The following is a 23,358-nucleotide window of genomic DNA, read 5'->3' as shown; positions in this document are numbered from 1 at the left end:
GCCCCAGCGCGCGCATGGATCACACCTGAGCCGGGGCCGGGGCCGGGATCCGCGCCGGCGCGGCGTCGGTGTCACCGCACAGGACCGCCGCTGCCGAAGAGACGGCTGGACTGGTCGTGAACAGGTCCGGCACGGTGGCCGACATCCGGGCCTCGGCGGCGAATTCGCGCATGGCGCGGGTGAATTCGGTGAGGAAGCTGTCCATTTCGATGGTGGGGAAGGAGGCGGGGAAGCGGGTGGAGAGTCGGAGGCCGTCGGCGGCGCGGACGATCCAGAAGAAGACCTCGTCGGTGGAGTAGGACTCGGCGCGGAGGGTGTGGCCGCGCAGGGATCGGACGAGTTCGTAGTCGGGGAGGACGCGGATGTCGAGGAAGGAGATGCCGAAGCGGGGGCGATCGCCGCAGTCGAGGAGTTCCAGGACTCGGGTCCAGGGGGCGTCGCTGGCGATGCGCGAACGGCGCAGGACGGTGCGGGTGGATTCCAGGGCGCTGTCGGGATCCAGATCGGGGGCGAGGGTGATGTCGATGGGGACGACATTCACGAACCAGCCCATGGATTCCAGCCAGCGCAGGTCGGGGCGGGTGGCGATGGGCATGATGGCGCGCAGCGACTCATAGCCGAAGGTGCAGCGGTAGGCGACGGCCAGCGCGGCGAAGACGGCGACCGCGAGCCGGTGCCCGCGCTGGGCGACGGCCTGCTCGACGCGTTCGAGCTCGGTGAGCGACAAGAGCTTTCGCGACACGCTGGCCTGCACCCGCTCGCCGTCCGGGCCGCCGCCCGCGGTGATGGCGGGCTCGAAGCGCGGCAGCATGCCGCCGGAGCCGTCCAGGAATCGCCGCCAGTACCGCACCGGCTCGCACTCGGTGGTCAGGGCCGCCGCGGTGCTGCGCTCCCACTGCGCGAAATCCGCGGCGCTGCCGAAGGTCGGTGATTCGCGCACCGGCCCGCCCCCGGCGACCGAGCGGTACAGCGTGCGCAGTTCCAGGATGACGATGGCCTGCGAGTAGGCGTCCATGACGGAGTGGTCGGCGCCGACCAGAACGGTGAAATCACCGGTGTCGGCGTGCTCCACGGTGGCCAGCAGGCAGTGCGGCCACTGCAGCGGTGACAGCCGCGATTCCAGTGCGCCGGTGAGGTATTCGTTGATCTCCCGCGACCCGGTGACCCCGGGGACCGGCTCCCCGGTGACGCCGATATCGGCGGCGGCGCACACCAGCCGCTCCGGCTCGGGTGAGTCGTGGCGGGCCAGGGTGGTGCGCAGGCCCTCGTGGCGGGCGTGCCACTGCCGTGCGGTCTCGCGCCAGTGCTCGGCGTCGAAGGGCGCGTCCATCTCGAAAATGGTTCCGATCCAGCGACCTCGGCCCGGGCGCAGGTCGGCGGCGTCCGTCTCCCGGCAGTGACGAACGTGCACGCTGGCCAGGGGCCGGTCGTCGGCGGCCCACTCGGACCCGGCGGCCAGTTCGGCCCGCCACAGCGTGAGTGCGCCTGGGCGCACGGCGAATTCGGACAGGTGGGTGTAATCCATGACCGTCTCCCTCATCGAATTCCGCCGGCGTCGGTGTGTCCGTTCGATTTCCGCAAATCACTCACAGTGCGCGAAATCAATGCGTTCGAAACGGTTTATAGGCCAACCGGCGAATTGGAAGCTATCGTCCTCGCGGGGACACTATTCGGCGGACGATCCCGCACCGGCACAGGCACTGCCGGATCCCGGCGCCTGCGCGGCGTCCCCGCCCGCCTGCGCCGAACCACTCACCGCGCCGGAGCCGGTGCCGAGCAGTCCGAGCACCGAACCGGGTCCGGGAATCAGCTCGGCCGGGCTGCCCACGGCGGAGCTGCCGGCGGCGAGTTCCCCGGCCACTCCGGCGACGGTGGAGCCGCCGGTACCGGTGGCGGCGCTACCGAGGCCCGCGAGGGCGGGACCGAACCGGAGTGCACTCATGACCCGATTTCCTTTCACCTTCATCAGGACAGGCGCCGAGAACGGCGACTTGTGGGCGGCAGGCCGGTGGTGCGGCGGCGACGCTGCCGAGAATGGCACCCGATGGGTAAATACCCTTCGTCCATCGGTGGGTCGAACGACCTGCGCACCAAGAAAAACATCAACATTCCAACTCCGCAACCACCCAGCTTGCAAACAATTGGTTAACGAACTGTTCTCACACCTTTAGGCTGTGCTTCAGGCCACTGCACCACTGAAATTGGCCTCCATTTCACTTTCCACGCCGCCCGCCCGGCCGTCCGGGATCGAAATGGAGTTGCTCGCCGGCGCCCGGTTTCTGGGATCCTGGGCTGGTGAACGCAGGGGAAATCACCGTCGAGTTCGCGCCCGAACTGCGCGTGTTCGTCGGTCAGCGCGACGGTTCGCGGGTCCGGGTGGACGGCACCTCGACGCTGGGGCATGTGGTGGAGTCATCGGGTGTGCCGCTCACCGAGGTGGGCGCCCTGCTGGTGAACGGGGAACCGGTTGCGGCCGGGCATATTCCACGCGGCGGCGAGAGCGTCACGGTGGCGGCGGTGGCCCGCCCGCAGACCAGCCCCGAACCGCTGCGCTTCCTGCTCGACATCCATCTGGGCACCCTGGCCCGGCGGTTGCGCCTGCTGGGAATCGATGCGGCATACGAGAATCCGGATATCGGCGACGCCGCGCTGGCGGCTCGCTCCGCGGCCGAGCGCCGGGTGCTGCTCTCCCGCGATCGCGGCCTGCTGCGCCGCCGCGAAATCTATTCCGGCGCTTATGTTTACAGCCACCAACCGGCGGAGCAGCTGGATGACGTGCTGTCCCGCTTCGCCCCGCGCCTGGCCCCGTGGACCCGCTGCACCTCCTGCAACGGCACGCTGCGCCCCGCCGACCGCGAGACCGTCCGCGACCGCCTGCCCGACAACACGGGCCAGACCTACGACTCCTTCGCCCAGTGCGCCGACTGCGGCCAGACCTACTGGAAGGGCGCGCACCACGCACGGCTGGACGCCATCGTGGCGGACGCACTGGCCAAATTCGCGTGACCGAAAGCACCGCTCGCGTACCCGTCGCCGATCACCGGCGTGGTGACCGGCCGGGGTCGGCGGTCCGGGGATCCGCGATCAGCGGCCGCGGGCGGCTGCCGCGGCCGCGTCGAGGCGGGCGCCCAGGGCCTTGACCTGGTCGCGCAGTGTCTCGATGTCCTCGATCGGGACACCGACCAGGTCCACCACGGTGCGGATCATCTGCTGTGCGCCGTGCTGGAGTTCGCGGCTGGCGTCCGTGGCGTGCAGCACCACCGCCCGGCCGTCGGTGGCGCTGCGCACGCTCTCGACCAGGCCGCGCGACTGGAGTCGCTGCACCAGGGGCGAGAGCGTGCCGTAGTCGAGATGCACCTGTTCACCGAGGTCCTTCATGGTGATACCGGGCCGTTCCCACAGCGCCAGCAGCACCAGATACTGCGGGTAGGTCAGGTTCATGTCGTCCAGGAACGGCCGATAGGCGGCGGTCATGGATCGCGACGTGGAGTACAGCGCGAAGCACAGCTGGGCATTGAGCGACAGCAGTGCGTAGTCGATCTCCTCGTCCGCTCCGGCCCGTTGCCCGTCGGGTGCGGAAGGCGGATGTTCGTGCATTACTGCACTGTACTGCGGACCGTGGCGAGCACGGCGTCGGTGGCCGCGCGATCGCCGACCGTGATGCGGATACCGGTGGGATAGGTCTTGACGTGGATGTCCGCGCCCGCCAATGCGGTTGCCACCCGATCGGCCTCGGCGCCGGGCAGGGTGAGGTAGGAGAAGTTGGCGTAGCTGTCGGGAACGCGCAGGCCGAGCTCGCGCAACCCGGCGGTGAGATGAGCCCGATGCTCGCCCAGCACCGCCACCCGCGCCGCGATCTCGTCCTCCGCCTCGTAGCAGGCCCGCACCGCCACCTCGGCCAGCGCGGTCATGCCGAACGGCAGCTGCCAGCGGGCGATGCGCTCGATGAGCTCCGGCGCACCGAGCGCGTAGCCGACCCGCAGCGCCGCTAGGCCGTACGCCTTCGAAAAGGTGCGCAGCACGAGCAGATTCGGGTGTCGCTCCAGCAGGGCGAAGACATCGATGCGGTCCGCCTCGGCGACGAAATCCACGTAGGCCTCGTCCAGGACGACGGTGACCGCCGCCGGGATCTCGTGCAGGAAGGCCTCGAATTCCCCTGTCGGCACCAGGGTTCCGGTCGGATTGTGCGGGCTGCAGACCACCAGCAGCCGGGTCCGCTCGGTCACCGCGGCGGCCAGCGCCGCCAGGTCCTGGCGGCCCGCGCCGGTGAGCGGCACCGTGACGGGCCGCCCGCCCGCCATGCTGGTCAGGATGGGGAACCCGTCGAAGGTGGGCGTCGCCATGACGACTTCGGCCGCGCCGGAACCGAATTCCTGGACGATGTGCATGATCACGCCGGTCGCGCCCGCGCCCACCACGATGCGATCGGGGTCGCAGCCGAGACGAGCGGCGATCAGCCGCGGCAGCCGCTGCGGCAGGAATTCAGGATAGCGATTGGCCGAGGCCAGGGCGGCGCTCAGCGCCTGCTGGACCGAGGGCGGCGGTCCGTAGGGAATCTCGTTGAGCTGCAGCCGATGTCCGGCCGTGATCAGCGGACTCATCGCGGCCGGCCCCTCAGCGCCCGCCCCAGCGGACGGCGGCGGCCCCGGCGAAATCACCCGCGTGCGCGAAGCCCGCGAACATCACCAGCGACCCGGCCGGCACCCGGCCCTCGTCGACCGCCCGGTCGAAGGTGACGGGAATGCCCGCGCCGAACAGGTTTCCGCAGTCGTCGAAGGTGTCCGGGTGCCGTTCGGGCGGCAACTGCAGGGCATCGCGCCAGTTGCGCAGGAAGGCACGGTTGGGCTGATTGGTGACCAGCAGATCCAGCTCCTGCGCCGACACCCCGATGCGACCGCACACCGCGTTCGCCACCTCGGGCACCAGCCGGTTGCCGCGCTGCAGCACCTTGGCGATCTTGGATTCGGTGAAACCCACGTGCATCTGGCCGGATCCGGCCTCCCAGTAGCGGCGCGGCGGGTCGGCGATCACGGTCATCTGCCCGGCGAACTCCGGCAGGTGCCGGGTCTCGATATCCAGGATCGGCGAAACGCCGGACTTCACCAGCAGTCCCGCGCCCGCGCCGTCGCCCGGAATGGCGGCCTGCGCCTTGCCGCGCACCTGCTCCTGGGTGAAGACCTGGCCCGCGACATTCTGGATGGTCACCACCAGCGCGGAGCGGGCGTCGGAGGAGAGCAGGATCTGGCGGGCCAGCTTCATGCCGTAGACGAAGGACGCGCAGCCGCCGTTGTGCAGGTCGATCAGCCACTCCGGCGCGATGCCGAGGCGGGCGGCCACGTCGCCACCGCTGCCCACGATGCCGATGTCCGGGAGCTGGGTGTGCACGATGAGAACATCGATGTCGCGCAACGCATCCCGGCCCTGCCGGGCCAGGATCGGGGCCACGGCGCGCTCGGCCATATCGGCGGGCGTCTCGCCGGGAGCGACGTGGTGGCGGAACTTGGGGGCCTTGAACATGAGGTTCGAGGTGACCTCGTCCGGATCCGCGTACTGCGCGAAATAGTCTGCGGGGACGATGTTCTCGGGCAGGTATCCGGCGACGTCGAGCAGGCTGACAGTGCTCATGGTCAGGCCATCCATTCCGGCTTGATCGGCTGCCCGGCGGCGTGCCGGTGTTCACAGATCGCTTTGAGATTGCGCAGTTCCAGCAAGTGCCCGGCCGCGAAGAGGTGCCAGAAGTCGCCCACCCAGACCGGGCGGCCCTCCGGCTCGGTCTCGGGATAGCCGTTGTCCTCGTAGAACGGGTGATGGCAATTGGTCCAGGTGACAACGGATCCCGGCTTGTTCAGCACGAGTTGCGCGTCCACGACCCGCATCAGATAGATCATCCACAGGTGGTCGGCCTGGTCCCAGGCGCAGTGGTAGTCCACGGTGCGGGCGTCGGGGTTGGCGACGGTACGGGTGTAAATGCGGGTGTGCGAGCCGATCCGGTCGTCCGACACCCAGATCTCGGGATCGTCGGTGCGCTCGAAACCCCGCATACTGTATGTCCATTCGCACAGGCTGCGAGTGTCGGCCAGGTATCCGTACACCTCGTCCGGCGGGGCGGCGATGAATTCGGTGACGGTGCAGTACTCCCCGTAGATCTCGTCGTGCGGGTACACGGCGCGGGTCATGTCGAGTACCAGCGGCATGCCCTCCTTGAGGGCCATGGTCTCGATGCGGTACACGCCCGGGATATCCAGCTCCGGGACTTCGATCGGCGCGTCGGTGACGGTCTCGGTCATGCGAGGGACTCCTTCAGGAAGGGGGCGAACGGTGGGATTTCGTCTGGGTCACACTGCAGTTCGATGAACGCGGGCCCCGGTACGGCCCGCGTCCTGTCCAGTGCGTTCTCGAATTCGGACAGCGTGCGCGCGGTGCAGGCGGGCAGCTCGGGAAACATGGCCGCGACCCCCGCGCCGATCTCCGCCGCCCGGAACCGATTGAAGCTGTACTCGCCGGAGTAGAAGACCTGCTCACGCGTCACGCACATGGCGTGCGCGTTGTTGTTGAACACCACGAAGGTCACCGGCACCCGGTACTCGACGGCCGTGTGCACCTCGTGGCCGTGCATGAAATACGCGCCGTCCCCGGCGATCACCACGGCCCGCCGCCCCCGCCCCAGCGCACACCCGATCCCCGCCCCGAACGAGTACCCCATCCCGCCCATGCCGAGCGCGATGAGGAACCGCCCGTCCTCCGGGATCCGCAGGTAGTGCACGACCGCGGCGCCCGTGTTCCCGGCATCCGCGACCACATCGGTGCCGGGCTCCAGCGCCGCCTCGATGGCGGCGACGGCCGGCCGATATCGCACACCCGGCCCGGACGTGGGCGGGACGGCCAGCTCGTGCGGTGCGCGCGGATTCGAGTGCACACCAATCGATTCCGAGGCCACCTCGGTGCCACCGGCCATCGCCGAGGGTCCCGGCAGGACGGCCGATTCCGCCAGGGAAGCACGCAGTTCCCCGAGCAGGGCACCCAGCGGCCCTCGCGCCTCGGCATGGACCGGCACGAACGGCTGTTCCGCTCCCAGGTACACCACGCGCGGACAGGCGGCCAGCGCCGCATCCAATCCGGCCCGTGCGGTCATCGACAGCGTCGCCCCCACCAGCAAGCACAGCTCCGCCTCCGCGACCAGCCCGGCAGCATTGGGGTGCCCCATGACCCCGACGACCCCGGCAAAGCGGGCGTCGCGATTCGAGAAGGCGTCCTTGGCATCCGGGGTGACCAGCACCGCCGCATCCAGCCCCCGCACCACCTCCGCCAGCTCGGCCCGTGCACCTGCCGCGGCTACCTCGGGTCCGGCGATGACGACCACCCGGCTTCCGGCAGGCCTATCGGCGGCGAGCAGCGCCGCGATGTCCGCCGGCGTTTCCTCCGAGCTCGCAATCGGCTCATCCCGACCCACATGGGTGGGCTCGTACCCCGGGCCGGCCGCCAGGGTGGAGCCGCTCGAGATCAGGGTTGCCTGAATGTCCTTGGGGAGCAGTAGGACTGCTGGGCCGCCGGACAGGGCGGCGGCGATGGCGCGGTCCAGTTCGGCGGAGATGTCCTGGGGCCGAGTGACTTTGGCGCAGTGTCGGGAGACCGCGGTGAAGATGCGCTCGGCGTCGAGGCGGCCGGGGTGGCCACTGGCGTCCTGGAAGGCGCCGCGGCCCTCGAGGGTGGTCGGGGGCTGGCCGACCAGGGCCAGGACCGGGACCCGGGAGTCGAAGGATTCGGTGAGGGCGGCGAGGAGATTCATGGCGCCGCCGCCGGAGGTGGCCGCCACCACGCCGAGGCGGGTGGTGGCGCGGGCGTAGCCGTCCGCCATGGTGGCCGCGCCGAATTCGTGTTTGGCGATGATGCCGGTGAGGCCGGGGTGCCGATGGAGGGCGTCGTAGAGGTCCTCGATATTGGCGCCGCCCACGCCGAATACGTGGTCGGTGTGTGCCGCGATCCGCTCGGCGATGAGGTCGGCCACGGTTCGGAATTCGGGTTTTCTCTCGAACACAATCCCCCGTTTCACATTGCCTTGTCCGCGATACATCGCACACAAGGTATCCATCCGAAGCGAGCTCGATCAACGTGTCCCAAGTCACACCGAAGCCGGAAGTTACTGTTGCGCAGCGTAATTAGCCACACAAAGACCCCGCCGGGGATACCTCGGCGGGGTCCCGGTCCGGACGCAGGGGGAGAACCGGACCGCATCTGGATGGCTACCGGCGTAGGGCCGGTCTATCCAGTCAACGATCGGCGGCCTGCCGGGGTTCAGTGCGAGTACCCGATCGGCGTGTCGCCTTCCCGAAGGCCGCGTGGGCCAGGCGGAGGCAACGCCGGTCGCCGTTCAGAGTGAGCCCGAGGCGGTTGGGAACGTAGGCGAAGGAGAGCCCGCTTTCGGGATCGGCGAACCCGAGCGAACCGCCCATACCGGGTGTGCCGTAGGCGCGGTGGCCGGGCGAACCGAACGGGTAGGTCGGGCACGACTTCCGGAAACCGAGGTGGAATCGAGTCGTGGTCTTCAGCACGGCATCGGGTGCGGGCACCGGTCCCGGGCCGGCGATGCGCGCGCGCACATCGCCCGCGATCGGCAGCTCACCGGTCAGCCCGGCCGCATAGATCCGCGCCAGGCCGCGCGCCGAGCCGACGCCGTTGCTGCCCGGCAGCTCCACCGACATGATCTCGGGTCGCACGAAGTCCTCGGGCATGCCCAGGTCCGGCACCGTCAGCGCCCGGAAGAGCGGGCCCCGGCGCAGCAGCGCCGGAACCGCCTGATTCCAGGGCAGATTCCGCTCGTGGCGCAGGTCCAGCCCGGAGGTGCGGACCAGCCGGGCGATTCGCTCACCCCCGAGATCCGCACCCAGGCCGATCGTGAAATCGACGCCCAGCGGACCGGAGATCTCCTCGGCGATGAACTGCCGGATGCTGCGCCCGGCCGGATCGGCGCGGCGCACCAGCTCATTGATGTACAGCCCGATGCTGACCGGGTGATAGCCCTGGCGCGTACCCGGCGTCCACCCCGGCCGCTGTGCCGCCAGCACACCGGCGACGTGATCCAGATCGAACAGGTCGGCCAGGGTCATCCGGGTATCGCGCAGAATGTGGAGGCCCACCTGATGATCGATCAGCTGCCGGACGGTGACCTCGGCCTTGCCACGCGCCGCGAATTCGGGCCAGTACCGCGCCACCGGCTCGTCGTAGTCCAGCTGCCCGCGCGACACCAGCATGGCAAGCGACAGCGCCGCAACACCTTTGGTCGACGAGAACACCGGGGCGATGGTGTCCCGCTCCCACGGCAGCCGCCGGACCGCATCCCGCCGGCCGCCCCAGAGGTCCACCACGGGCGTGTCGCCATCGAACACCGCCACGGCCGCGCCGATCTCCCCGTGCTGGAAGTTGCGCCGGAAGGCGTCCGCAACCCGCCCGTACCCGTCGGCCACATACCCGTGAATAGTCATGTCGCTCATCGAACGCGAGACTACGACACGCCCAGCGCCACGCCGCACACCACGGGTGCGGGCATGACTCACGCGTCTCGAACCCCCTTCCAGTCAATTGCAGAGCGTTCACCAATCGCGCGATCAGGGTGTCACCGCCTCACATGGCGGCTCCCAGCAATTGCGTCGTATGCTCGGGCATCGGCACGAACGTGGCACCCAGCCACTACTCCCGCTTTCGAAGGGGCCTGGATGCCACGCACCACCCGGATAACCATCATGCTGCTGTTCGCGGCGTGGGTGGTCGATTACATCGATCGGACCGTGATCAATTTCGCGCTGCCCTCGATCGGCGACGACCTGGGTCTCGACCACACACAACAGGGTCTGCTGGTGTCGGTGTTCTTCATCGCGTACGCGCTCATCCAGGTTCCCGGAGGTTTGCTGGCGGATCGGTTCGGGGCCCTGAAGGTCGGCATCGTGGGTCTCACGGCCTGGTCCATCTTCACCGGATTGACAGCGGTCGCCTGGTCTTTCGCGGTCCTGCTGGCCATCCGGTTCCTGTTCGGCTTGGTGCAGGGTATTTTTCCCGCGGCGGCCATCAAGGCGCTGGCGGAACGCAGTCTGCCCGAGCAGCGGACGACCGCGGCGGGCTGGACGAACTCCTCGAACGCGGCCGGCCTGCTGCTGGCGGCGGTGATCGCGGGGGTCATGCTGCCCACGGTCGGGTGGCGGGTGATGTTCGGGGTCATCTCGGTGCTGGGGGTGGCGGTCATCCTGGTGTGGCGGCGGTGGATGCCGGAACCGCTGGTGCAGGACGAGATTCCGGTCGTGAACGCCGGCACGAGGGCCGAACGCCTCGCCGTGCTGTTCTCACCCGCGCTGATCGGCTTCGGGGTCATCTTCTTCGGCTATGACGTACTGGTGTGGGGCGTCACCGCGTGGACGCCGACCTTCCTGCACGAGCAGCGCGGAATCTCCATGGGCGGCATCGCCATCGCCGCCGTGCCGACCACGCTGGCCGCGGCGGCCGGGGTGGTGCTGGGCGCCCGGCTCTCCGATCGGATCGGCGGGCGGCCGCGGGTGATCGTGGTGCCTGCCATGGCCTTCACCGCCGCCATGCTCTTCGCCCTGCCGCGCGCCGAGTCCTTCCCGCTGTTCGTGCTGCTGGGCACCCTGATGAGCCTGGTCGCCGGTATGGCCTACATGCCCGCGTTCTCGGTGCCGCTGCGATCGCTGCCGAGCGCCTATATCGGCGCGGCCACCGGCGTGATCATCTTCGGCGGGCAGCTGGCGGGTGTGGCGAGCCCGCTCACCTTCGGTGTCATCACCGATCACGTCTCGTACACAACGGCTTTCGAAGCCATGTCCCTCGGACCGCTGCTGGCGCTGCTGGCGGCGGCCGTCGTCCCGCAAACTGCCGACGCGTTCCGGGCGACGCTGGCCCGCCGCGCCGCGGCGACCGTCCCGACGAAGGAGAGTCTCACATGACCGAGCACTGGCAGCAGGTCTACCGCCATATGCACGCCCACCCGGAGCTGTCGGGCCAGGAGCATGCCACCGCCCGGCTGGTGGCCGATGAGCTGCGCGCCCTGCCCGGCTGGGAGGTGACCGAGAACGTTGGTGGCACCGGTGTTGTCGGCGTGCTGCAGAGTGGTCCCGGGCCGGTGGTGTGGCTGCGCGCGGATATGGACGCGCTGCCGGTGCAGGAGGAGACCGGGCTCGACTACGCCTCCACGATCCCCGGGGTCATGCACGCCTGCGGCCACGACGTGCACGTCACGGCACTGCTCGGCACCTGCGCGGAACTGTCGGCGAATCCATTGCCCGGCACGGTGGTGGCGCTGTTCCAGCCCGCCGAGGAGACCGGCGCGGGCGCGCAGGGCATGATCAATGACGGTCTGCTGGAACGCTTTCCGCATCCGCGCATCGTGCTCGGCCAGCATGTGAGCCCGCTGCCCGCGGGCATCATCCTGAGCAGGCCCGGCACCCTGATGGCCGCCTCCGACTCGGTCCGGGTCACCTTCCTGGGCAAGGGCGGTCACGCTTCTCAGCCGCATACGGCCATCGACCCGCTGCTCATGGCGGCCTCCCTGGTGGTGCGGCTGCAATCGCTCACCGCCCGCCAGACCGCCACCGCCGCCGGCCCGGTCCTCACCGCCGGCGCCCTGCACGCGGGCACCCGCCCCAACATCATCGCGGACACCTCCGAGGTCCTGCTCAGCCTGCGCACCTTCACCGACAGTTCGCGCAACCACATGGTCGAGGGCATCCAGCGCATGGCCGAAGCCGAGGCGGCCGCCGCCGGCGCACCCCAGGAGCCGAAAGTCGAGTTCTACGACCACTTCCCGGTCACCGAGAACACCCCTGGCGACACCGAACGGGTCCTGGCCACCCTCACCGCCGCCGGCCTCCCCGTCATGCCCATGGACCACCCCATCACCGGCAGCGAGGACTTCGGCGCCTTCGGCACCGCGGCCCACGCCCCCTCCGTCTTCTGGCACATCGGCGGCATAGACCCCGCCCGCTTCACCGAGGAGGACCAGGCCTACATGCTCACCGAGGGCGCCCTCCCACCCCGCTTCCCCTCCAACCACTCCCCCCGCTTCGCCCCCGACCCCGCCCAAGCCCTCCCCGCCGCCATCACCACCATGCTCACCGCCACCCGAGCCGAACTCACCCGCGCCTGAAAGCCGGCGACAGGGAGGGTTCTGCAGGTTCAGGCCATTATCGGACCCATCAGAAAGGTCGGCCGTACGTCGCCGCGGGGCCGCGAATACCGAAGGGCGTCTCCGGATTCCGTGGAATGCTGCACTTCGAGCTCCGTGGGGGATTCGGGGGACGGCGATCCGAAGACGAAGCCGCGCAGGGCCAGGAAGCGGAGGCCGCCGATGGCCGCGGTGAGGGCGATGACGGCAGCCGCGCGGGTGAGCGGGCTCAGGCCGGGCGCGCAGGAGTCGAGGGCGGCGAGGGCGGCCGTGCTGATCAGGAGGCCGATCACGGCCAGCCCGCCGCCTTCCCATTGGGCGGTGAGCCAGGTGACGCGGCCGGCGGCACGGAAGGTGAGGTGGCGGTGGAGTTCGTTGGCGATCACGGTGCTGAGGATCGAGCCGGCGATATTGGCGATCAGGGGGCCGGCGCTGTTCAGGGTCAGGAACAGTAGGAGGTAGGTGATATTGCTGGCGCCGCCGACCAGGGCGAAGCGGATCAGCTGGGCGAAGACGTGATCGCCGCGCAGGTAGCGCAGTCCGAGATCGGCGGTGGTGTTCATGTGATCACTGTCGCCAGCGCGACTGACATCGACCTGACGTCGACCTGACGCGCGGCTTGCGTCGGGCACTCACTGGTCGAAGGCGATGTGGAGGTCGTCCGATTCGGGCAGGGTCTGGCAGGCGAGCGTCAGGCCCCGCGCCAGTTCGTCTTCGATCAGGGATTCGTTCATGAGCATGCGGGTGCGGCCCTGTTTGACGGTGCAGACGCAGGTGGCGCAGGCTGATTCGCGGCACACGTAGGGGGCGTCGATGCCGTGGTTCAGCAGGACATCCAGGAGTTTCTCGGATCTCGGCCACGGCAGGGTGTGGGTTTCGCCGTCGATGTCGACCCGGACCGTTGCGACATCCGCGGCGGCGGTGCCCCGGACGGTCGCCATGGCCTGCTTGACTTCGAACGGGTTGTCGGTGAGCGAGCGGTAGTTCTCCTTGTGGACGGCCCCGCCGGGAATGCGGAGCTGACCGAGGCCCTGCTCCACCGAGGACGCGAAACCCGCCGGGCCGCACACGTAGACGTCATGACGCCGGTAGGGACGCGCCCATAATGCGAAGACACGCGCGGACGGCAGCCCCCGCTCGGATTCGAGCCAGTGGGTCACTGTCAGGCGGCGCGGGTAACCACGGGCCAGCTGCTGCAGCCGGTTCGCGAAGATGATCGATTCCCGGTCCCGGTTGGCGTAGAACAGCGCGATATTGCCGCGCCCGATGGCGAGCGCCGATTTGAGGATGGAGATCACGGGCGTGATGCCGCTGCCCGCCGCGCAGAGCAGCAGATCGCGGTCCCACACGCGTGGCACGAAATTGCCCGCCGGTTCGAGAACGGTGAGGATGTCGCCCCCGGAGACGCTGTCGCACAGCCAGTTCGAGCCATAACCGCCCGGCGTGCGTTTGACCGTCACGGTGGGCCGCTCGTCGCAGTGCGGGCTGCTGGACAGGGAGTAGCAGCGGGCTACCGAGCCGGTGTGCTCGCTGGGAACGCGCAGGGTGAGGTATTGCCCCGGTGCGTAGGCGAAGCGGCGGGTCAGGTCGGTGGGGATATCGAAGATCAGCGAGACCGCGTCGGCGGTCTCGCTGATGACTTCGCGCACCTTCAGCCGGTGGGCGCGTGCGTTCAACGGGGCCCTCCCCTGCCGAACGCCAGCTCCCCCAGGGACTGGATGCGCTCCATCGAAAGCGGTTGCGTCATACGGCGATTGATGCCCGGCGCAATACGCAGCATGAAGTAGCCCAGCCACGCCTCGGCGCGCACCGGAACCACCGCCAGGTCGTAACGAAGGGCGCGCACCACGGCCCGCGCCACCAGATCCGGGCTCAGCGGCGAGAAGGGGAGCCGCTCGGCCAGTTCCTGAATCCGCGCGGTGAGCTGCTGCCCGCGCTCCAGCAGCCGCGGATCGACGCCCACCGCGATCGCGTGCCGGGCGATATCGGTATTGATCACGCCGGGGCAGATCGCGCTCACCCCGACGCCTTTGGGCGCGAGCTCCAGCCGCAGGCACTCGGTGAGCATCTTCACTCCGGCCTTGGACACCGAGTACGCCGACATGACCGGCGTCGGCGTGAACGCGGCCGCCGAGGCGATGTTCACGATGTGCCCGCGCTTGCCCTCGTCGATCATGAGCCGCCCGAAGGCCCGGCAGCCGAACACGACACCGAGCAGGTTCACGCTGAGCTGGTGCTCCCAATCCTCTGGCTCGAGGTCCAGAAACGCTCCGCTGACCAGGATTCCGGCATTGTTGACCAGCACATCCGGCACCCCGTGATCGGCGTGCACGTCCCGGGCGAAGGCGGCCCACGCGTGCGGGTCGGTGACGTCGAGCTGCATGGCGACCGCCCGCTGCCCCTGCGACTGGATGACGGCCACCGTCGACAGCGCCGCGTCCTTGTCGATGTCGGACACGATCACCCGGGATCCCATGCGCGCGAACCGCAGCGCCGTGGCCCGCCCGATCCCACTGCCCGCGCCGGTGACGACCACCAGCTTCGGATCGACACTGTTGAGTTTCACGAGACCTCCTCGGAGAGCACGACCGCCTCCGACGCCGCCGGAGCGCCCACCGTGTAGCGGTACACGTCGAGATCGAAATGGCGTTTCTGCCAATACATCTCGCCGTGTGTGGACGGACGGAACGGCGAATCGCCGTGATTGTCGATGTAGTAGGTGTTGGAGCCCGCACAGACCGGGGTGAACAGGAAGTTCTTCTCCTGCCGCCGCAGGCACCGCTGGAAGTACTCGTCGTGCACCTCCTGCCGAATCTCCACCTTGTCCCGCAGCCCGTACTTGTCGACCATGCTCTCGGCGTAGTCACGCAATTCGGTGCCCGGCGCGAAGATTCGCGACCAGTCACCACGCTGCTCGTAGGAGAAGCTGTAGATGAACGACGGAATGTCGACCGCGACCCCGGGATAGGTATTGGCATGCCAGGTGCCGCCCACGCGGTCCCACTTGTCCACGATGGCGAAATCGTGGATGCCTCTGCGCTGCAGGGCGATACCGCTGCCGATGCCGCCGAACCCGGCCCCGACCACGATGACCTCGTGATCGGGCCGGACCGTGGCCGGCGCACCCGTGCCACCACGCCGTGTTGCCATGTCGGTCTCCTCCGGCTCAGCCGATGCGGTCGGACAGTTCGCCGTCCGCGCCGAACAGCTCCCGCTGCCACTGCGCGAGCAACCCGCTGGTATCGATGTCGTCGGGATGGAAACCCGGCCGCATATAGGGCCGCATCTCCTTCAACAGGTCCTTGACGATGGGCCCCCGGGCCAGCCGGATCGTCTGCCGCGCCACCTTCCACGGCCGCCAGCTGCGCGGATCACTGAGGATCGAGGCGAACACGCCGAGCGAGACCAGCGGAATGGTCGCCACATACAACCCCGCCATCACCCCGATCCGGGCGACTTCCGTCCCGCCGGTGGCCCGGAAGACGTCGAAGGCCACGGACTTGTGCTCGAGTTCCTCGAATGCGTGCCAGTTCAGCAGATGCCACACCTCCGGGTCTCCAGGAATGTCCTGGATCTCCTGGCTGCTCAGAATTCGTTTGGCGAGGGTGGCCGTGTAGTGCTCGGCCGCCGCCGTGAACGCCAGGTGCACCTGGGGCGGCACCGAGTTCTCGATCGCGATGACGCCGCGCTCCCGCAGAGCGCCGGGCGCGAAGGTGAAGAGACGGACGATGGGGAAGCCGTTCTCGATGAGCTGCTCGTTCAACCGCCGATGCTGCTGCCCGTGCACCGCCTCCTGGCCGATGAATCCGGCCACCCGCTTCTTGAGCACGGGATCGGTGACCTCGCCGGAGAACTTGCGCACCGAGCGGATGAACGATTCCTCGCCCGGCGGAAAGGCCCCCGAGAGCACGGCGATCAAATGCGTCAACGGAATGTCATCCCGGACGAACTGATGCGCCATCGGTTCGGGTTCACCGAACCGGAATCGCATGCGCCGCACCTTCGGATAGGGCATGAGGGACGTGCTGTCCTGCCGACCGATCGACATTGGCCGGTCCTTTCTGGCAATGGAGTCGTGTCTACTTCAAGTGGTCGACGAGCTGACCGTCGCTCCCGAAAAGCTCCTGCTGCCAACGGGACAGCAGCGCCGCGGTGTCGATGTCGTCGGGATGGAAGCCTGGCCGCAGGTACTTGCCCAGCTCCGGCATGAGCCCGCGGAAGACCGGTCCGGTGAACAGCCGGTATGCCTCGCGCGCGACCCGGACCGGCCGGCGCCGCGCGGCCGGATCACGCCCGACGGCCAGGGCCAAGCTCACATAGGTCAGCGGCAAGGTCAGCGAGTACATGGCGAGCATGACCCCGATGCGAGTGCGCTCGGTCCCGCCGACCGCTCGGAACACGTCGAAGGCCACCGACTTGTGCTCGAGTTCTTCCAGCGCATGCCAATTCAGCAGACTCCACACTTCCGGATCACCGGGAATGGCCTGGATCTCGTCGCTGGACAGCACCCGCTGCGCCAGCACGGCGGTGTAGTGCTCGGCCGCCGCGGTCATGGCCAGGTGCACCTCGGGCGACACCCGCTCCTCGATCCAGAGCATGCGCTCCTTGGCCCGCTCGGAGTCCAGCCAGGCGATGGGATAGCCCAGCGCGACCAGCTTTTCATTGAGTTTGCGGTGCTCCTGGCCGTGCATGGCCTCCTGCCCGACGAAACCGGTCACCCGCTTCTTGAGCATCGGATCGGTGACCCGGTCGGCCACCCGGCGCACCGAACGGATGAAGGACTCCTCCCCCGCCGGGAAGCCGCCGGACATGCCGGCCACGAAATGGCTGTAGACCATGTCGTTTTCGACGAAGTACTTGTCGCCGGCTGTGCGCTGATCGAATCGGAACCTGATGCGGCGGGCCTTGGGATAGGCCTGCGCCGGAAGGGCATTCGCCATCTGGACCATCCTTGATGTAACACGAAGTACCTAGTACTGCGTGTTCGATGTGATGCCTAGTGTAGAATTGTCCCAGACAGCACACAAGGGGTGGACCGTAACGGATCGAATTACAATCTGCCGCATGGCCTCCCACCCGCGTCACGACCGCCCGGGCGAGAGGAAGGGCGATGCGCGCTACGACCGCTGGCACTCGCACCGCACCTCGGTCCGGGCCGAACTCATCGCGGCCACCATCCGCGCCATCGACGCCCACGGCCCCGATCTGTCCATCGACGATGTGGTGAAAACCGCTGGCATAACCCGCCCCAAGCTGTATCGATTCTTCGGCGACAAGGTGGAACTGCTCGCCGCGGTGAGCGGGAGCGTCCAGCAGCTCATCGTCGAGCGGGTCACCCCGCACCTGAACCCCGCCGGACCGGTCCGTGACGGTCTGCGCACCGCCCTGACCGCCTACATCGACCTGGTAGCGGAGCGCCCCAACCTGTTTCGCTTCATTGTCAGCTCACATGTGGTCGCGGCCTTCGGCGCGACCCGCCTGATCGAGGACGGCCGCCCACTGTCCGATACAGTCGCGGATTTCTTCTCCGGCGTACTGCGCCTGCGCGGCGCGAACGGCGACCACACTCAGTTCGCGGTGGATGCCATGCTCGGCGCGATCGGCCTGGGCGTGCTGCGCTGGCTCAACGAACCGGCCATCACCGCAAAGGAACTCGCCGAGGAGCTGACCGCCTTCGCCTGGGGCGCGCTCGCGGCCACCGCCGCCGCCCGCGGTCTCACCCTCGATCCGGACGCGCCGCTGCTGCCGCTTCCCCAGCTCAGCGAATGAAGCGCTCCACCATCCGCCGCTCGCTGGCGGCATCGGCCAGCGGCCAGGTCAGCAGCGACAGCACCATGCGCACAATCCATTGCGCCGCTTCGTCATCCGGCGCGATCCCGGTGAGCAGGGTGGCGATCCGCCCCAGCTCCGGCGAGCTCGCGAAGGCCCCGTCACTGCCGCCCGCCCGGGTGCCCGCGAATCCCTTGGCCAGCACCGGATCCGAGCGCACCGCCGCCACCGACGCCAGGATCGCCTCCACGATCCGCCGCGAGCCCTCGTAGCGCCGCACCGCCGCGGCCACCCGCTCCGCCACCGCGATAGCCGATTTGGCCATCACCGCGTCGAACAGCGCGGCCTTGCCGGGATAGTGCCGATACAGTGTGGCCCGCGAGCAGCCGACCGCGCTCGCCACCTCGTCCATCCCCACATGATCGAACCCGCGCGCCTGGAACAGCTCCGACGCGACTCCGACGATCCGGTCCGCGGCGACCGACCGCCGCACGCCACCCGCCAGCCAGTCCACGCGCTGCTCGGTCACCATGCCCACTCCTCATCGATGAAGATCAGGTCTCATCCTGAGATGTGAGTCCGGATTCGTCCAGGGTCAATGCGGCCATCGCGGGTGGGCCGCTGGATATCCGCCAGATAGCTGAATTTTCGCAAATGCACCAAATTCACCTTGGATAACCCCTGCAACAGACCTATCTCAAATTGCTAGAAGTTCACCCGTTCTGTGTGAGGCTGGCCGAAGACGTCGCGTGGACAGAGTCCGGGTACGGGCTCTGTAGATGTCCGTACTGGCTCGAGGATTGCGGTGGCAGACGGTCGGCGAGGGGACAACGCGTGGACAAGAGAGTGGCGCGGCCAAAGCGCAAGCTCGGCAAACCCACGGCCGAGGACATCACCTCCGGTATGGCCACCGGTCTGTTCAGCATCCCCGAGGGCATGGCCTACGCCTCCATCGCCGGGCAGCGCGGCCCGACGTGTCCGGGGCCCGGAACGCGGCGCTCGTGCCGGCGGGCGTGCAGCCCGAGCCGGCGCAGGTCATGAAGCACATCGGGCTCACCGACGAGTTCGGCGTCGACGGCATCGTCGAAACCGAGCCCGAAATCTTCGGGCCGGTCGCCGCGGCCGTCGACCGCGGAACCACCTGGATCGACAGTCGGAAAACACAACAGTGAGGTGGCACATGACAGCAGCACCCGTTGACCGCACCGATTTCGACAATGCCGAGCGCGGTTTCATCGCGCGGCTCTCCCCCGCCGTGATTCCCGGCAAGAACGGCGGCGTGGTCTACGACGCGGACTCCTTCGACTTCCTGAAGGCCGACGGCGCGGCCACCGTCCCGCCGAGCCTGTGGCGGCAGTCCCAGCTCACCGCGATGCACGGCCTCTACGAGGTATGCGAGGGCGTGTATCAGGTTCGCGGCCTGGATATTTCGAACATGACGCTGATCGAGTCGGACAACGGCGTCATCGTGATCGACCCGCTGGTCAGCGCGGAGACCGCCGCCGCGGCGCTGGCGCTGTACCGCGCGAACCGCGGTGACCGTGCGGTCACCGCGGTGATCTACACCCACCCGCACGCCGATCACTTCGGCGGCGTCCTGGGTGTGGTCGATCAGGACACCACGGTCCCGATCATCGCGCCCGAGCACTTCATGGAACACGCCATCTCGGAGAACGTGTACGCCGGCACGGCCATGCTGCGCCGCGGCATGTACTACTCCGGCGCGAATCTGGCGCGCGACCCGAAGGGGCTGGTCGGCATGGGCCTGGGCCCGATCGCCTCGGCAGGTGAATTCGGGCTGCTCGCACCGACACTCGACATCACCGCCACCGGCCAGGAGGAAGTGGTCGACGGGGTGCGGATCATCTTCCAGATGACGCCCGGCACCGAGGCGCCGGCCGAGATGAACTTCCTGCTGCCCGACCGCAATGCGCTGTGCATGGCCGAGAACGCCTGCCACACCCTGCACAACATTCTGACCCTGCGCGGCGCGCAAGTCCGCGATGCCCGCATGTGGTCGCGGTACATCGCCGAGGCGATCGAGATGTTCATCGACCGTACCGATGTCGTGTTCGCCTCGCACCACTGGCCGACCTGGGGCCGGGACAACATCGTGGAGTTCCTGATCCAGCAGCGCGACACCTACGCCTACCTGCACGACCAGACCGTGCGGCGAATGAACCAGGGCGAGATCGGAACCGAGATCGCCGAGAACTTCCCGCTGGCCCCGGACCTGGCCGCACAGTGGAACAACCGCGGGTACTACGGCTCCATCAGCCATGACGTGAAGGCGGTCTACCAGCGCTATCTCGGCTGGTACGACGCCAATCCGGCGCACCTGTGGATGCACCCGCCGCAGGAGCAGGCCACCCGCTACGTGCGGCTGCTCGGTGGTGTGGACGCGATCGTCGCCAAGGTGAAGGAGTTCGTGGACCAGGGCGATCTGCGCTTCGCGGCCGAACTCGGCAGCCACGCGGTCTTCGCCGACCCGTCCCATACCGAGGCCAAGGAGACCCTGGCGGCGGTGTTCGAACAGCTCGGCCTCGGTTCCGAGAACGCGACCTGGCGCAATTGTTTCCTCACCGGCGCACAGGAACTCCGCCAGGGCGTCGTCCCCACGGCGATCGCCGCCAGCCAGGCGGTAGCCCTCGCCATGAGCATCACCCAGCTGTTCGACACGCTGTCGCTGAACATCGTCGGATCCAAGGCGTGGGACGAGAAGTTCAGCATCGCTTGGCATTTCACCGACAGCAGCGAGGAGTACCGGATGGAGCTGAGCCATGGCGCGCTCATCCACCATCCGGCCACCCGCAAGCGGGATGCCGATCTCGACATCACCCTGACCAAGCTCGGCCTGCTGCAGCTGATGGCGGCCGGTTCGTTCGACGGCCTGCAGACCAAGGGCGATACCGGGGTGTGGAAGCGGCTCACCGGCCTGCTCGACAAGGCCGATCCCAATTTCACTGTCGTCGTGCCCTGACGCTCGGGAGACCGCCGGACCGCCTCGACACCCGCCGAGGCGGTCCGGATCCGACTCGGCCACCGCCGAATTCAGCCATCGAGGATGAGGTCGTGCGACGGCGAAAACGATTGGCAGCGGTGTGACAGAGCGTCAGGGTGCGGTCATCAAGGGCTGGAGATACCGGACCGCGTAATCACGCAGCTGCGCTTCGGATTCCAGCAGTGGCGGCGCGTCCGGCGTCAGCACCAGGGAGTGGATCAACCGCACGACCGTGGTGGCGTAGAACTCCGCCTGCTCGTTCGCCTCCAGCCCGAGCTGGGCGCGACCGGTGTTCACCTGCACGGTCACGAACGCGGTGGCGATGCGCAGGATCTCGCCGGCCTCCAGGGTGAGCCAGCCCAGCACCTCGTCGCGGTCCACCGCGAAGAGCCGGCGCAGCAGCGGATGATCGCGCAGCGTCGTGACGGTCATGATGAAGCCGCGGGTGTGACGTTCCAGCGGGTCGGCGATATCCCCGATGCCGTCCTCGATCTCGGCGAGCGTCCGGCGCACCTCGTGCGAGAGCGCGGCCCGGGTGATCTCCTCGCGGCCACCCATCCGACGGTACAGCGTGGCCCGGTTCACCCCGGCCCGCTTGGCGATGTCGTCGGCGCTCGTCCGACGGATGCCGACCATTGAGAACTGTTCCAGGGCGGCCTCTTTGATGCGCGTGTCGACGGCATCGTCGGGTTCGACGGCCGTGAGCAGGGCCTGTAGCGACAAGGGTGATTCCACCGGGCGCACCTCCTCACCGAAGTCTAGCCAGTGTGCGACAGTGCGACAAATTTTGTCGCATGATATTGCGACAAAGAGAGACAATATGTTGCACTCTTCGGTAGGAGTTCCCAATGACGTGGAGGCCGTGCCATGAGCAGCGCAGCAGAGATCGACCAGCCGACGACCCTGCCGAAGGGCGCACCCCTGGGTCCCGGCTCACTACTGTGGGAGTACTTCGGCGATCATCGCCTCAAACTGTTCTTCGGGCGATCGGGCACCCTGCAGAACATGCACCCCGCCGTTACCGCAGCGCTGCAACAGCATTCGAACTTCTTCGACGATCCGTGGGATCGGCTGCTGCGCTCGGTGCCGCGAATCGAGGACTCGGTCTACGACCCGCCCGAATCCGCCGCGGCCGTGCGCGTGCGCGACTATCACCGTGACATCAAGGGTGTCGATCACCACGGACAGCGGTATCACGCCCTGAATCCGGACATCTTCTGGTGGACGCACGTCACCTTCGTCGAGGCCGTCATGGCCATGAACGAGCACTTCGGCACACCCCTGACCGACACCCGGAAGCAGCAGCTGTGGGCAGAGGGCGTCACCTGGTGGGAGCGCTACGGACTGTCCATGCAGCCGGTGTTCGGGACTTATGAAGAGTTCCAGACGTATTGGGCGCACATGCTCGCCGAGGAGCTGGAGGCCAATGAGACCACCGACTTCGCACTGCGAGCCGCGGCCACCCCGATTCCGCCCGTGCCCGGGATTCCGGAGTGGGCATGGACGGTCATCCGGCGGCCGTTCATGGAGTTCAACGTCTGGCTACTGGCCGCCCTGATGCCCGAGCGCGGCCGCGAGATCCTCGGTATCGACTGGAATCGCCTGGACCAGTTAGGTTTCCGGGTCTTTGCCGGCGCGGTCCGGACGACCTGGCCCCTGATCCCCCGGCCGCTGCGCTACGACCGGCGCGTCTACCGCAAGATCCGCGCCGCCGAAAAGGGTCTCAGTTAGCAGCCATTTCGCGTTGCACGGTGGTCGTGATCTCGGACGCGGTGAGGATCATGGCCACCAGGAAGTCGATGAGCTGGGTGCGGTCGATGTCCAGCTCATCGCGCAGCCATTCGATCAGGATCTCGAGGCCGCCGTGCGCGACCGTGCGGGCGGCGAGCTCGGCCTGCACCCCGGTGACGGCGGCGTCGCCGAGCAGTTCGCGCCCCTGATCGAGCATGACCTGGGCGACCACATCGACGAGTTCGGTTCGGCGGCGACGCAATTCGTCGGTGGTCTGCATGTCGATGGCCAGCCGTCGGCGGGCGGGATGATCGGCGATGGCGGTGACACCGGCCTCGATCACGGCCCGCAGCCGGACCCGGGTGTCGGCCGGCTCGGACGCGATGACGCCCATGACCGTGGCGACGACCTCGGCCAGCTGCTCGTCGACCAGTTCGTACAGCAGCCGGTCGGTGTGGCTGTAGGTCTCGTAGAAGTAGCGATCGTTGAGCCCGGCGCGGGCGCAGAGTGCGCGCACCTTCAACCCGCCGATGCCCTCCTCGGCGATCACCTCCAGCGCGACTTCGCGCAGCCGCTCGCGCCGTTGGTTCCGGCGCTCATCAGCGCTGAGACCGGCATATCGGCCACGGGGTATGTCCACGGTTCCGCCCTGTCTGTTGCCATGCCGCAGAGTTTGGTGAAGACTATCACC

24 protein-coding genes and 1 pseudogene are annotated in these 23,358 nt (G+C 68.2%); 8 read left to right on the top strand and 17 right to left on the bottom strand.

The annotated features are described in order from the left end of the window. Positions 1 to 19 precede the first annotated feature (19 nt). Together ACQP1O_RS06465 and ACQP1O_RS06460 are read right to left on the bottom strand one after the other, a co-directional pair. Positions 20 to 1,525 (bottom strand): condensation domain-containing protein, encoded by a 1,506-nt coding sequence (locus tag ACQP1O_RS06465; protein WP_433564953.1) that lies wholly within the window; start codon positions 1,523 to 1,525, stop codon positions 20 to 22. 141 nt (positions 1,526 to 1,666) lie between these two features. Continuing rightward, on the bottom strand, positions 1,667 to 1,942 hold the full coding sequence (locus ACQP1O_RS06460) for a hypothetical protein (protein WP_433564952.1): 276 nt from the start codon (positions 1,940 to 1,942) through the stop codon (positions 1,667 to 1,669). A 353-nt stretch (positions 1,943 to 2,295) separates the two neighbouring features. Here ACQP1O_RS06460 and ACQP1O_RS06455 point away from each other — a divergent pair, with 353 nt between their 5' ends. Then, positions 2,296 to 3,006 (top strand): Mut7-C RNAse domain-containing protein, encoded by a 711-nt coding sequence (locus tag ACQP1O_RS06455; protein WP_433564951.1) that lies wholly within the window; start codon positions 2,296 to 2,298, stop codon positions 3,004 to 3,006. Between the two features lie 78 nt (positions 3,007 to 3,084). On the opposite strand, the gene ACQP1O_RS06450 is transcribed toward ACQP1O_RS06455, so the two are convergent. The 6 genes from ACQP1O_RS06450 to ACQP1O_RS06425 all read right to left on the bottom strand — a co-directional run bounded on the left by ACQP1O_RS06450 (position 3,085) and on the right by ACQP1O_RS06425 (position 9,488). Then, a complete protein-coding gene (locus tag ACQP1O_RS06450) occupies positions 3,085 to 3,474 on the bottom strand; it encodes a MarR family winged helix-turn-helix transcriptional regulator (RefSeq protein ID WP_433567597.1) in 390 nt (129 codons plus the stop codon). A 122-nt stretch (positions 3,475 to 3,596) separates the two neighbouring features. Continuing rightward, the gene (locus tag ACQP1O_RS06445) at positions 3,597 to 4,601 is read right to left on the bottom strand and encodes a pyridoxal phosphate-dependent aminotransferase (RefSeq protein WP_433564950.1); all 1,005 of its coding nucleotides are present in this window, start codon (positions 4,599 to 4,601) and stop codon (positions 3,597 to 3,599) included. A gap of 13 nt (positions 4,602 to 4,614) precedes the next feature. Further along, the gene (locus tag ACQP1O_RS06440; RefSeq protein ID WP_433564949.1) at positions 4,615 to 5,625 is read right to left on the bottom strand and encodes a 3-oxoacyl-ACP synthase III family protein; all 1,011 of its coding nucleotides are present in this window, start codon (positions 5,623 to 5,625) and stop codon (positions 4,615 to 4,617) included. A 2-nt stretch (positions 5,626 to 5,627) separates the two neighbouring features. Continuing rightward, the gene (locus ACQP1O_RS06435; RefSeq protein WP_433567596.1) at positions 5,628 to 6,260 is read right to left on the bottom strand and encodes an SRPBCC family protein; all 633 of its coding nucleotides are present in this window, start codon (positions 6,258 to 6,260) and stop codon (positions 5,628 to 5,630) included. Between the two features lie 23 nt (positions 6,261 to 6,283). Then, positions 6,284 to 8,005: a thiamine pyrophosphate-binding protein gene (locus ACQP1O_RS06430; protein ID WP_433564948.1), complete on the bottom strand. Its 1,722-nt coding sequence runs from the start codon at positions 8,003 to 8,005 to the stop codon at positions 6,284 to 6,286. A 262-nt stretch (positions 8,006 to 8,267) separates the two neighbouring features. After that, entirely contained in the window at positions 8,268 to 9,488 is a 1,221-nt protein-coding gene (locus ACQP1O_RS06425; protein ID WP_433564947.1) for a serine hydrolase domain-containing protein, read from the bottom strand. Positions 9,489 to 9,710: 222 nt separating this feature from the next. Here ACQP1O_RS06425 and ACQP1O_RS06420 point away from each other — a divergent pair, with 222 nt between their 5' ends. Both ACQP1O_RS06420 and ACQP1O_RS06415 read left to right on the top strand, forming a co-directional pair. Then, positions 9,711 to 10,949 carry an MFS transporter gene (locus ACQP1O_RS06420; protein ID WP_433564946.1) on the top strand — a complete coding sequence of 413 codons (1,239 nt, stop codon included), beginning with the start codon at positions 9,711 to 9,713 and terminating at the stop codon, positions 10,947 to 10,949. Next, complete coding sequence (locus ACQP1O_RS06415; RefSeq protein WP_433564945.1) at positions 10,946 to 12,148, top strand: amidohydrolase; 1,203 nt, start codon at positions 10,946 to 10,948, stop codon at positions 12,146 to 12,148. The genes ACQP1O_RS06420 and ACQP1O_RS06415 overlap by 4 nt, the downstream gene beginning before the upstream one ends. 29 nt (positions 12,149 to 12,177) lie before the next feature. On the opposite strand, the gene ACQP1O_RS06410 is transcribed toward ACQP1O_RS06415, so the two are convergent. The 6 genes and pseudogenes from ACQP1O_RS06410 to ACQP1O_RS06385 form a co-directional block, all read right to left on the bottom strand. Further along, positions 12,178 to 12,729 carry a GtrA family protein gene (locus tag ACQP1O_RS06410; protein WP_433564944.1) on the bottom strand — a complete coding sequence of 184 codons (552 nt, stop codon included), beginning with the start codon at positions 12,727 to 12,729 and terminating at the stop codon, positions 12,178 to 12,180. Between the two features lie 69 nt (positions 12,730 to 12,798). Then, the gene (locus ACQP1O_RS06405; RefSeq protein WP_433564943.1) at positions 12,799 to 13,842 is read right to left on the bottom strand and encodes a 2Fe-2S iron-sulfur cluster-binding protein; all 1,044 of its coding nucleotides are present in this window, start codon (positions 13,840 to 13,842) and stop codon (positions 12,799 to 12,801) included. After that, positions 13,839 to 14,732, bottom strand: a complete 894-nt coding sequence (locus tag ACQP1O_RS06400; protein WP_433564942.1) for an SDR family NAD(P)-dependent oxidoreductase — start codon at positions 14,730 to 14,732, stop codon at positions 13,839 to 13,841. Before ACQP1O_RS06400 ends, ACQP1O_RS06405 begins: the two co-directional genes overlap by 4 nt. A 245-nt stretch (positions 14,733 to 14,977) precedes the next feature. Further along, a pseudogene (locus ACQP1O_RS06395) lies at positions 14,978 to 15,316 on the bottom strand (NAD(P)-binding protein); the annotation flags it as partial. 16 nt (positions 15,317 to 15,332) lie between these two features. Next, the gene (locus ACQP1O_RS06390; RefSeq protein WP_433564941.1) at positions 15,333 to 16,214 is read right to left on the bottom strand and encodes a metal-dependent hydrolase; all 882 of its coding nucleotides are present in this window, start codon (positions 16,212 to 16,214) and stop codon (positions 15,333 to 15,335) included. A gap of 31 nt (positions 16,215 to 16,245) precedes the next feature. Next, complete coding sequence (locus tag ACQP1O_RS06385) at positions 16,246 to 17,115, bottom strand: metal-dependent hydrolase (protein WP_433564940.1); 870 nt, start codon at positions 17,113 to 17,115, stop codon at positions 16,246 to 16,248. 115 nt (positions 17,116 to 17,230) lie between these two features. Here ACQP1O_RS06385 and ACQP1O_RS06380 point away from each other — a divergent pair, with 115 nt between their 5' ends. Beyond that, positions 17,231 to 17,935 carry a TetR/AcrR family transcriptional regulator gene (locus tag ACQP1O_RS06380; protein ID WP_433564939.1) on the top strand — a complete coding sequence of 235 codons (705 nt, stop codon included), beginning with the start codon at positions 17,231 to 17,233 and terminating at the stop codon, positions 17,933 to 17,935. Here the strand turns inward: ACQP1O_RS06380 and ACQP1O_RS06375 are convergent. After that, positions 17,925 to 18,467: a TetR/AcrR family transcriptional regulator gene (locus ACQP1O_RS06375; RefSeq protein ID WP_433564938.1), complete on the bottom strand. Its 543-nt coding sequence runs from the start codon at positions 18,465 to 18,467 to the stop codon at positions 17,925 to 17,927. The genes ACQP1O_RS06380 and ACQP1O_RS06375 overlap by 11 nt on opposite strands. 302 nt (positions 18,468 to 18,769) lie before the next feature. Here ACQP1O_RS06375 and ACQP1O_RS06370 point away from each other — a divergent pair, with 302 nt between their 5' ends. The 3 genes from ACQP1O_RS06370 to ACQP1O_RS06360 are packed head-to-tail and all read left to right on the top strand — an operon-like array spanning position 18,770 to position 20,915. Beyond that, positions 18,770 to 18,976, top strand: a complete 207-nt coding sequence (locus ACQP1O_RS06370; protein ID WP_433564937.1) for a hypothetical protein — start codon at positions 18,770 to 18,772, stop codon at positions 18,974 to 18,976. Beyond that, complete coding sequence (locus tag ACQP1O_RS06365; RefSeq protein WP_433564936.1) at positions 18,973 to 19,107, top strand: hypothetical protein; 135 nt, start codon at positions 18,973 to 18,975, stop codon at positions 19,105 to 19,107. Before ACQP1O_RS06370 ends, ACQP1O_RS06365 begins: the two co-directional genes overlap by 4 nt. 8 nt (positions 19,108 to 19,115) lie before the next feature. Beyond that, positions 19,116 to 20,915: an alkyl/aryl-sulfatase gene (locus ACQP1O_RS06360; RefSeq protein ID WP_433564935.1), complete on the top strand. Its 1,800-nt coding sequence runs from the start codon at positions 19,116 to 19,118 to the stop codon at positions 20,913 to 20,915. A 132-nt stretch (positions 20,916 to 21,047) separates the two neighbouring features. Here the strand turns inward: ACQP1O_RS06360 and ACQP1O_RS06355 are convergent, their stop codons facing one another. After that, entirely contained in the window at positions 21,048 to 21,671 is a 624-nt protein-coding gene (locus ACQP1O_RS06355) for a TetR/AcrR family transcriptional regulator (protein WP_433564934.1), read from the bottom strand. Between the two features lie 132 nt (positions 21,672 to 21,803). Between ACQP1O_RS06355 and ACQP1O_RS06350 the strand changes: the two genes are divergently transcribed. Next, positions 21,804 to 22,667, top strand: a complete 864-nt coding sequence (locus tag ACQP1O_RS06350; protein WP_433564933.1) for an oxygenase MpaB family protein — start codon at positions 21,804 to 21,806, stop codon at positions 22,665 to 22,667. Here the strand turns inward: ACQP1O_RS06350 and ACQP1O_RS06345 are convergent. Further along, positions 22,660 to 23,307 carry a TetR/AcrR family transcriptional regulator gene (locus tag ACQP1O_RS06345; protein WP_433564932.1) on the bottom strand — a complete coding sequence of 216 codons (648 nt, stop codon included), beginning with the start codon at positions 23,305 to 23,307 and terminating at the stop codon, positions 22,660 to 22,662. The two genes, ACQP1O_RS06350 and ACQP1O_RS06345, sit on opposite strands and share 8 nt — an antisense overlap. Between the last annotated feature and the right edge of the window lie 51 nt (positions 23,308 to 23,358).

Source organism: Nocardia sp. CA-151230 (genome assembly GCF_050942175.1).
Taxonomy (GTDB): domain Bacteria; phylum Actinomycetota; class Actinomycetes; order Mycobacteriales; family Mycobacteriaceae; genus Nocardia.
The sequence above is the reverse complement of the archived record's forward strand: the minus strand, read 5'-3'. Positions and strand labels throughout refer to the sequence as shown.

What these genes read in the sequence shown, in the direction of transcription:
- ACQP1O_RS06465 (WP_433564953.1), bottom strand. Translation starts at nt 1,525, where the DNA reads ATGGATTACACCCACCTGTCCGAATTCGCCGTGCGCCCAGGCGCACTC.
- ACQP1O_RS06460 (WP_433564952.1), bottom strand. Translation starts at nt 1,942, where the DNA reads ATGAGTGCACTCCGGTTCGGTCCCGCCCTCGCGGGCCTCGGTAGCGCC.
- ACQP1O_RS06450 (WP_433567597.1), bottom strand. Translation starts at nt 3,474, where the DNA reads ATGACCGCCGCCTATCGGCCGTTCCTGGACGACATGAACCTGACCTAC.
- ACQP1O_RS06445 (WP_433564950.1), bottom strand. Translation starts at nt 4,601, where the DNA reads ATGAGTCCGCTGATCACGGCCGGACATCGGCTGCAGCTCAACGAGATT.
- ACQP1O_RS06440 (WP_433564949.1), bottom strand. Translation starts at nt 5,625, where the DNA reads ATGAGCACTGTCAGCCTGCTCGACGTCGCCGGATACCTGCCCGAGAAC.
- ACQP1O_RS06425 (WP_433564947.1), bottom strand. Translation starts at nt 9,488, where the DNA reads ATGAGCGACATGACTATTCACGGGTATGTGGCCGACGGGTACGGGCGG.
- ACQP1O_RS06420 (WP_433564946.1), top strand. Translation starts at nt 9,711, where the DNA reads ATGCCACGCACCACCCGGATAACCATCATGCTGCTGTTCGCGGCGTGG.
- ACQP1O_RS06415 (WP_433564945.1), top strand. Translation starts at nt 10,946, where the DNA reads ATGACCGAGCACTGGCAGCAGGTCTACCGCCATATGCACGCCCACCCG.
- ACQP1O_RS06410 (WP_433564944.1), bottom strand. Translation starts at nt 12,729, where the DNA reads ATGAACACCACCGCCGATCTCGGACTGCGCTACCTGCGCGGCGATCAC.
- ACQP1O_RS06390 (WP_433564941.1), bottom strand. Translation starts at nt 16,214, where the DNA reads ATGTCGATCGGTCGGCAGGACAGCACGTCCCTCATGCCCTATCCGAAG.
- ACQP1O_RS06385 (WP_433564940.1), bottom strand. Translation starts at nt 17,115, where the DNA reads ATGGTCCAGATGGCGAATGCCCTTCCGGCGCAGGCCTATCCCAAGGCC.
- ACQP1O_RS06380 (WP_433564939.1), top strand. Translation starts at nt 17,231, where the DNA reads ATGGCCTCCCACCCGCGTCACGACCGCCCGGGCGAGAGGAAGGGCGAT.
- ACQP1O_RS06375 (WP_433564938.1), bottom strand. Translation starts at nt 18,467, where the DNA reads ATGGTGACCGAGCAGCGCGTGGACTGGCTGGCGGGTGGCGTGCGGCGG.
- ACQP1O_RS06365 (WP_433564936.1), top strand. Translation starts at nt 18,973, where the DNA reads ATGAAGCACATCGGGCTCACCGACGAGTTCGGCGTCGACGGCATCGTC.
- ACQP1O_RS06360 (WP_433564935.1), top strand. Translation starts at nt 19,116, where the DNA reads ATGACAGCAGCACCCGTTGACCGCACCGATTTCGACAATGCCGAGCGC.
- ACQP1O_RS06350 (WP_433564933.1), top strand. Translation starts at nt 21,804, where the DNA reads ATGAGCAGCGCAGCAGAGATCGACCAGCCGACGACCCTGCCGAAGGGC.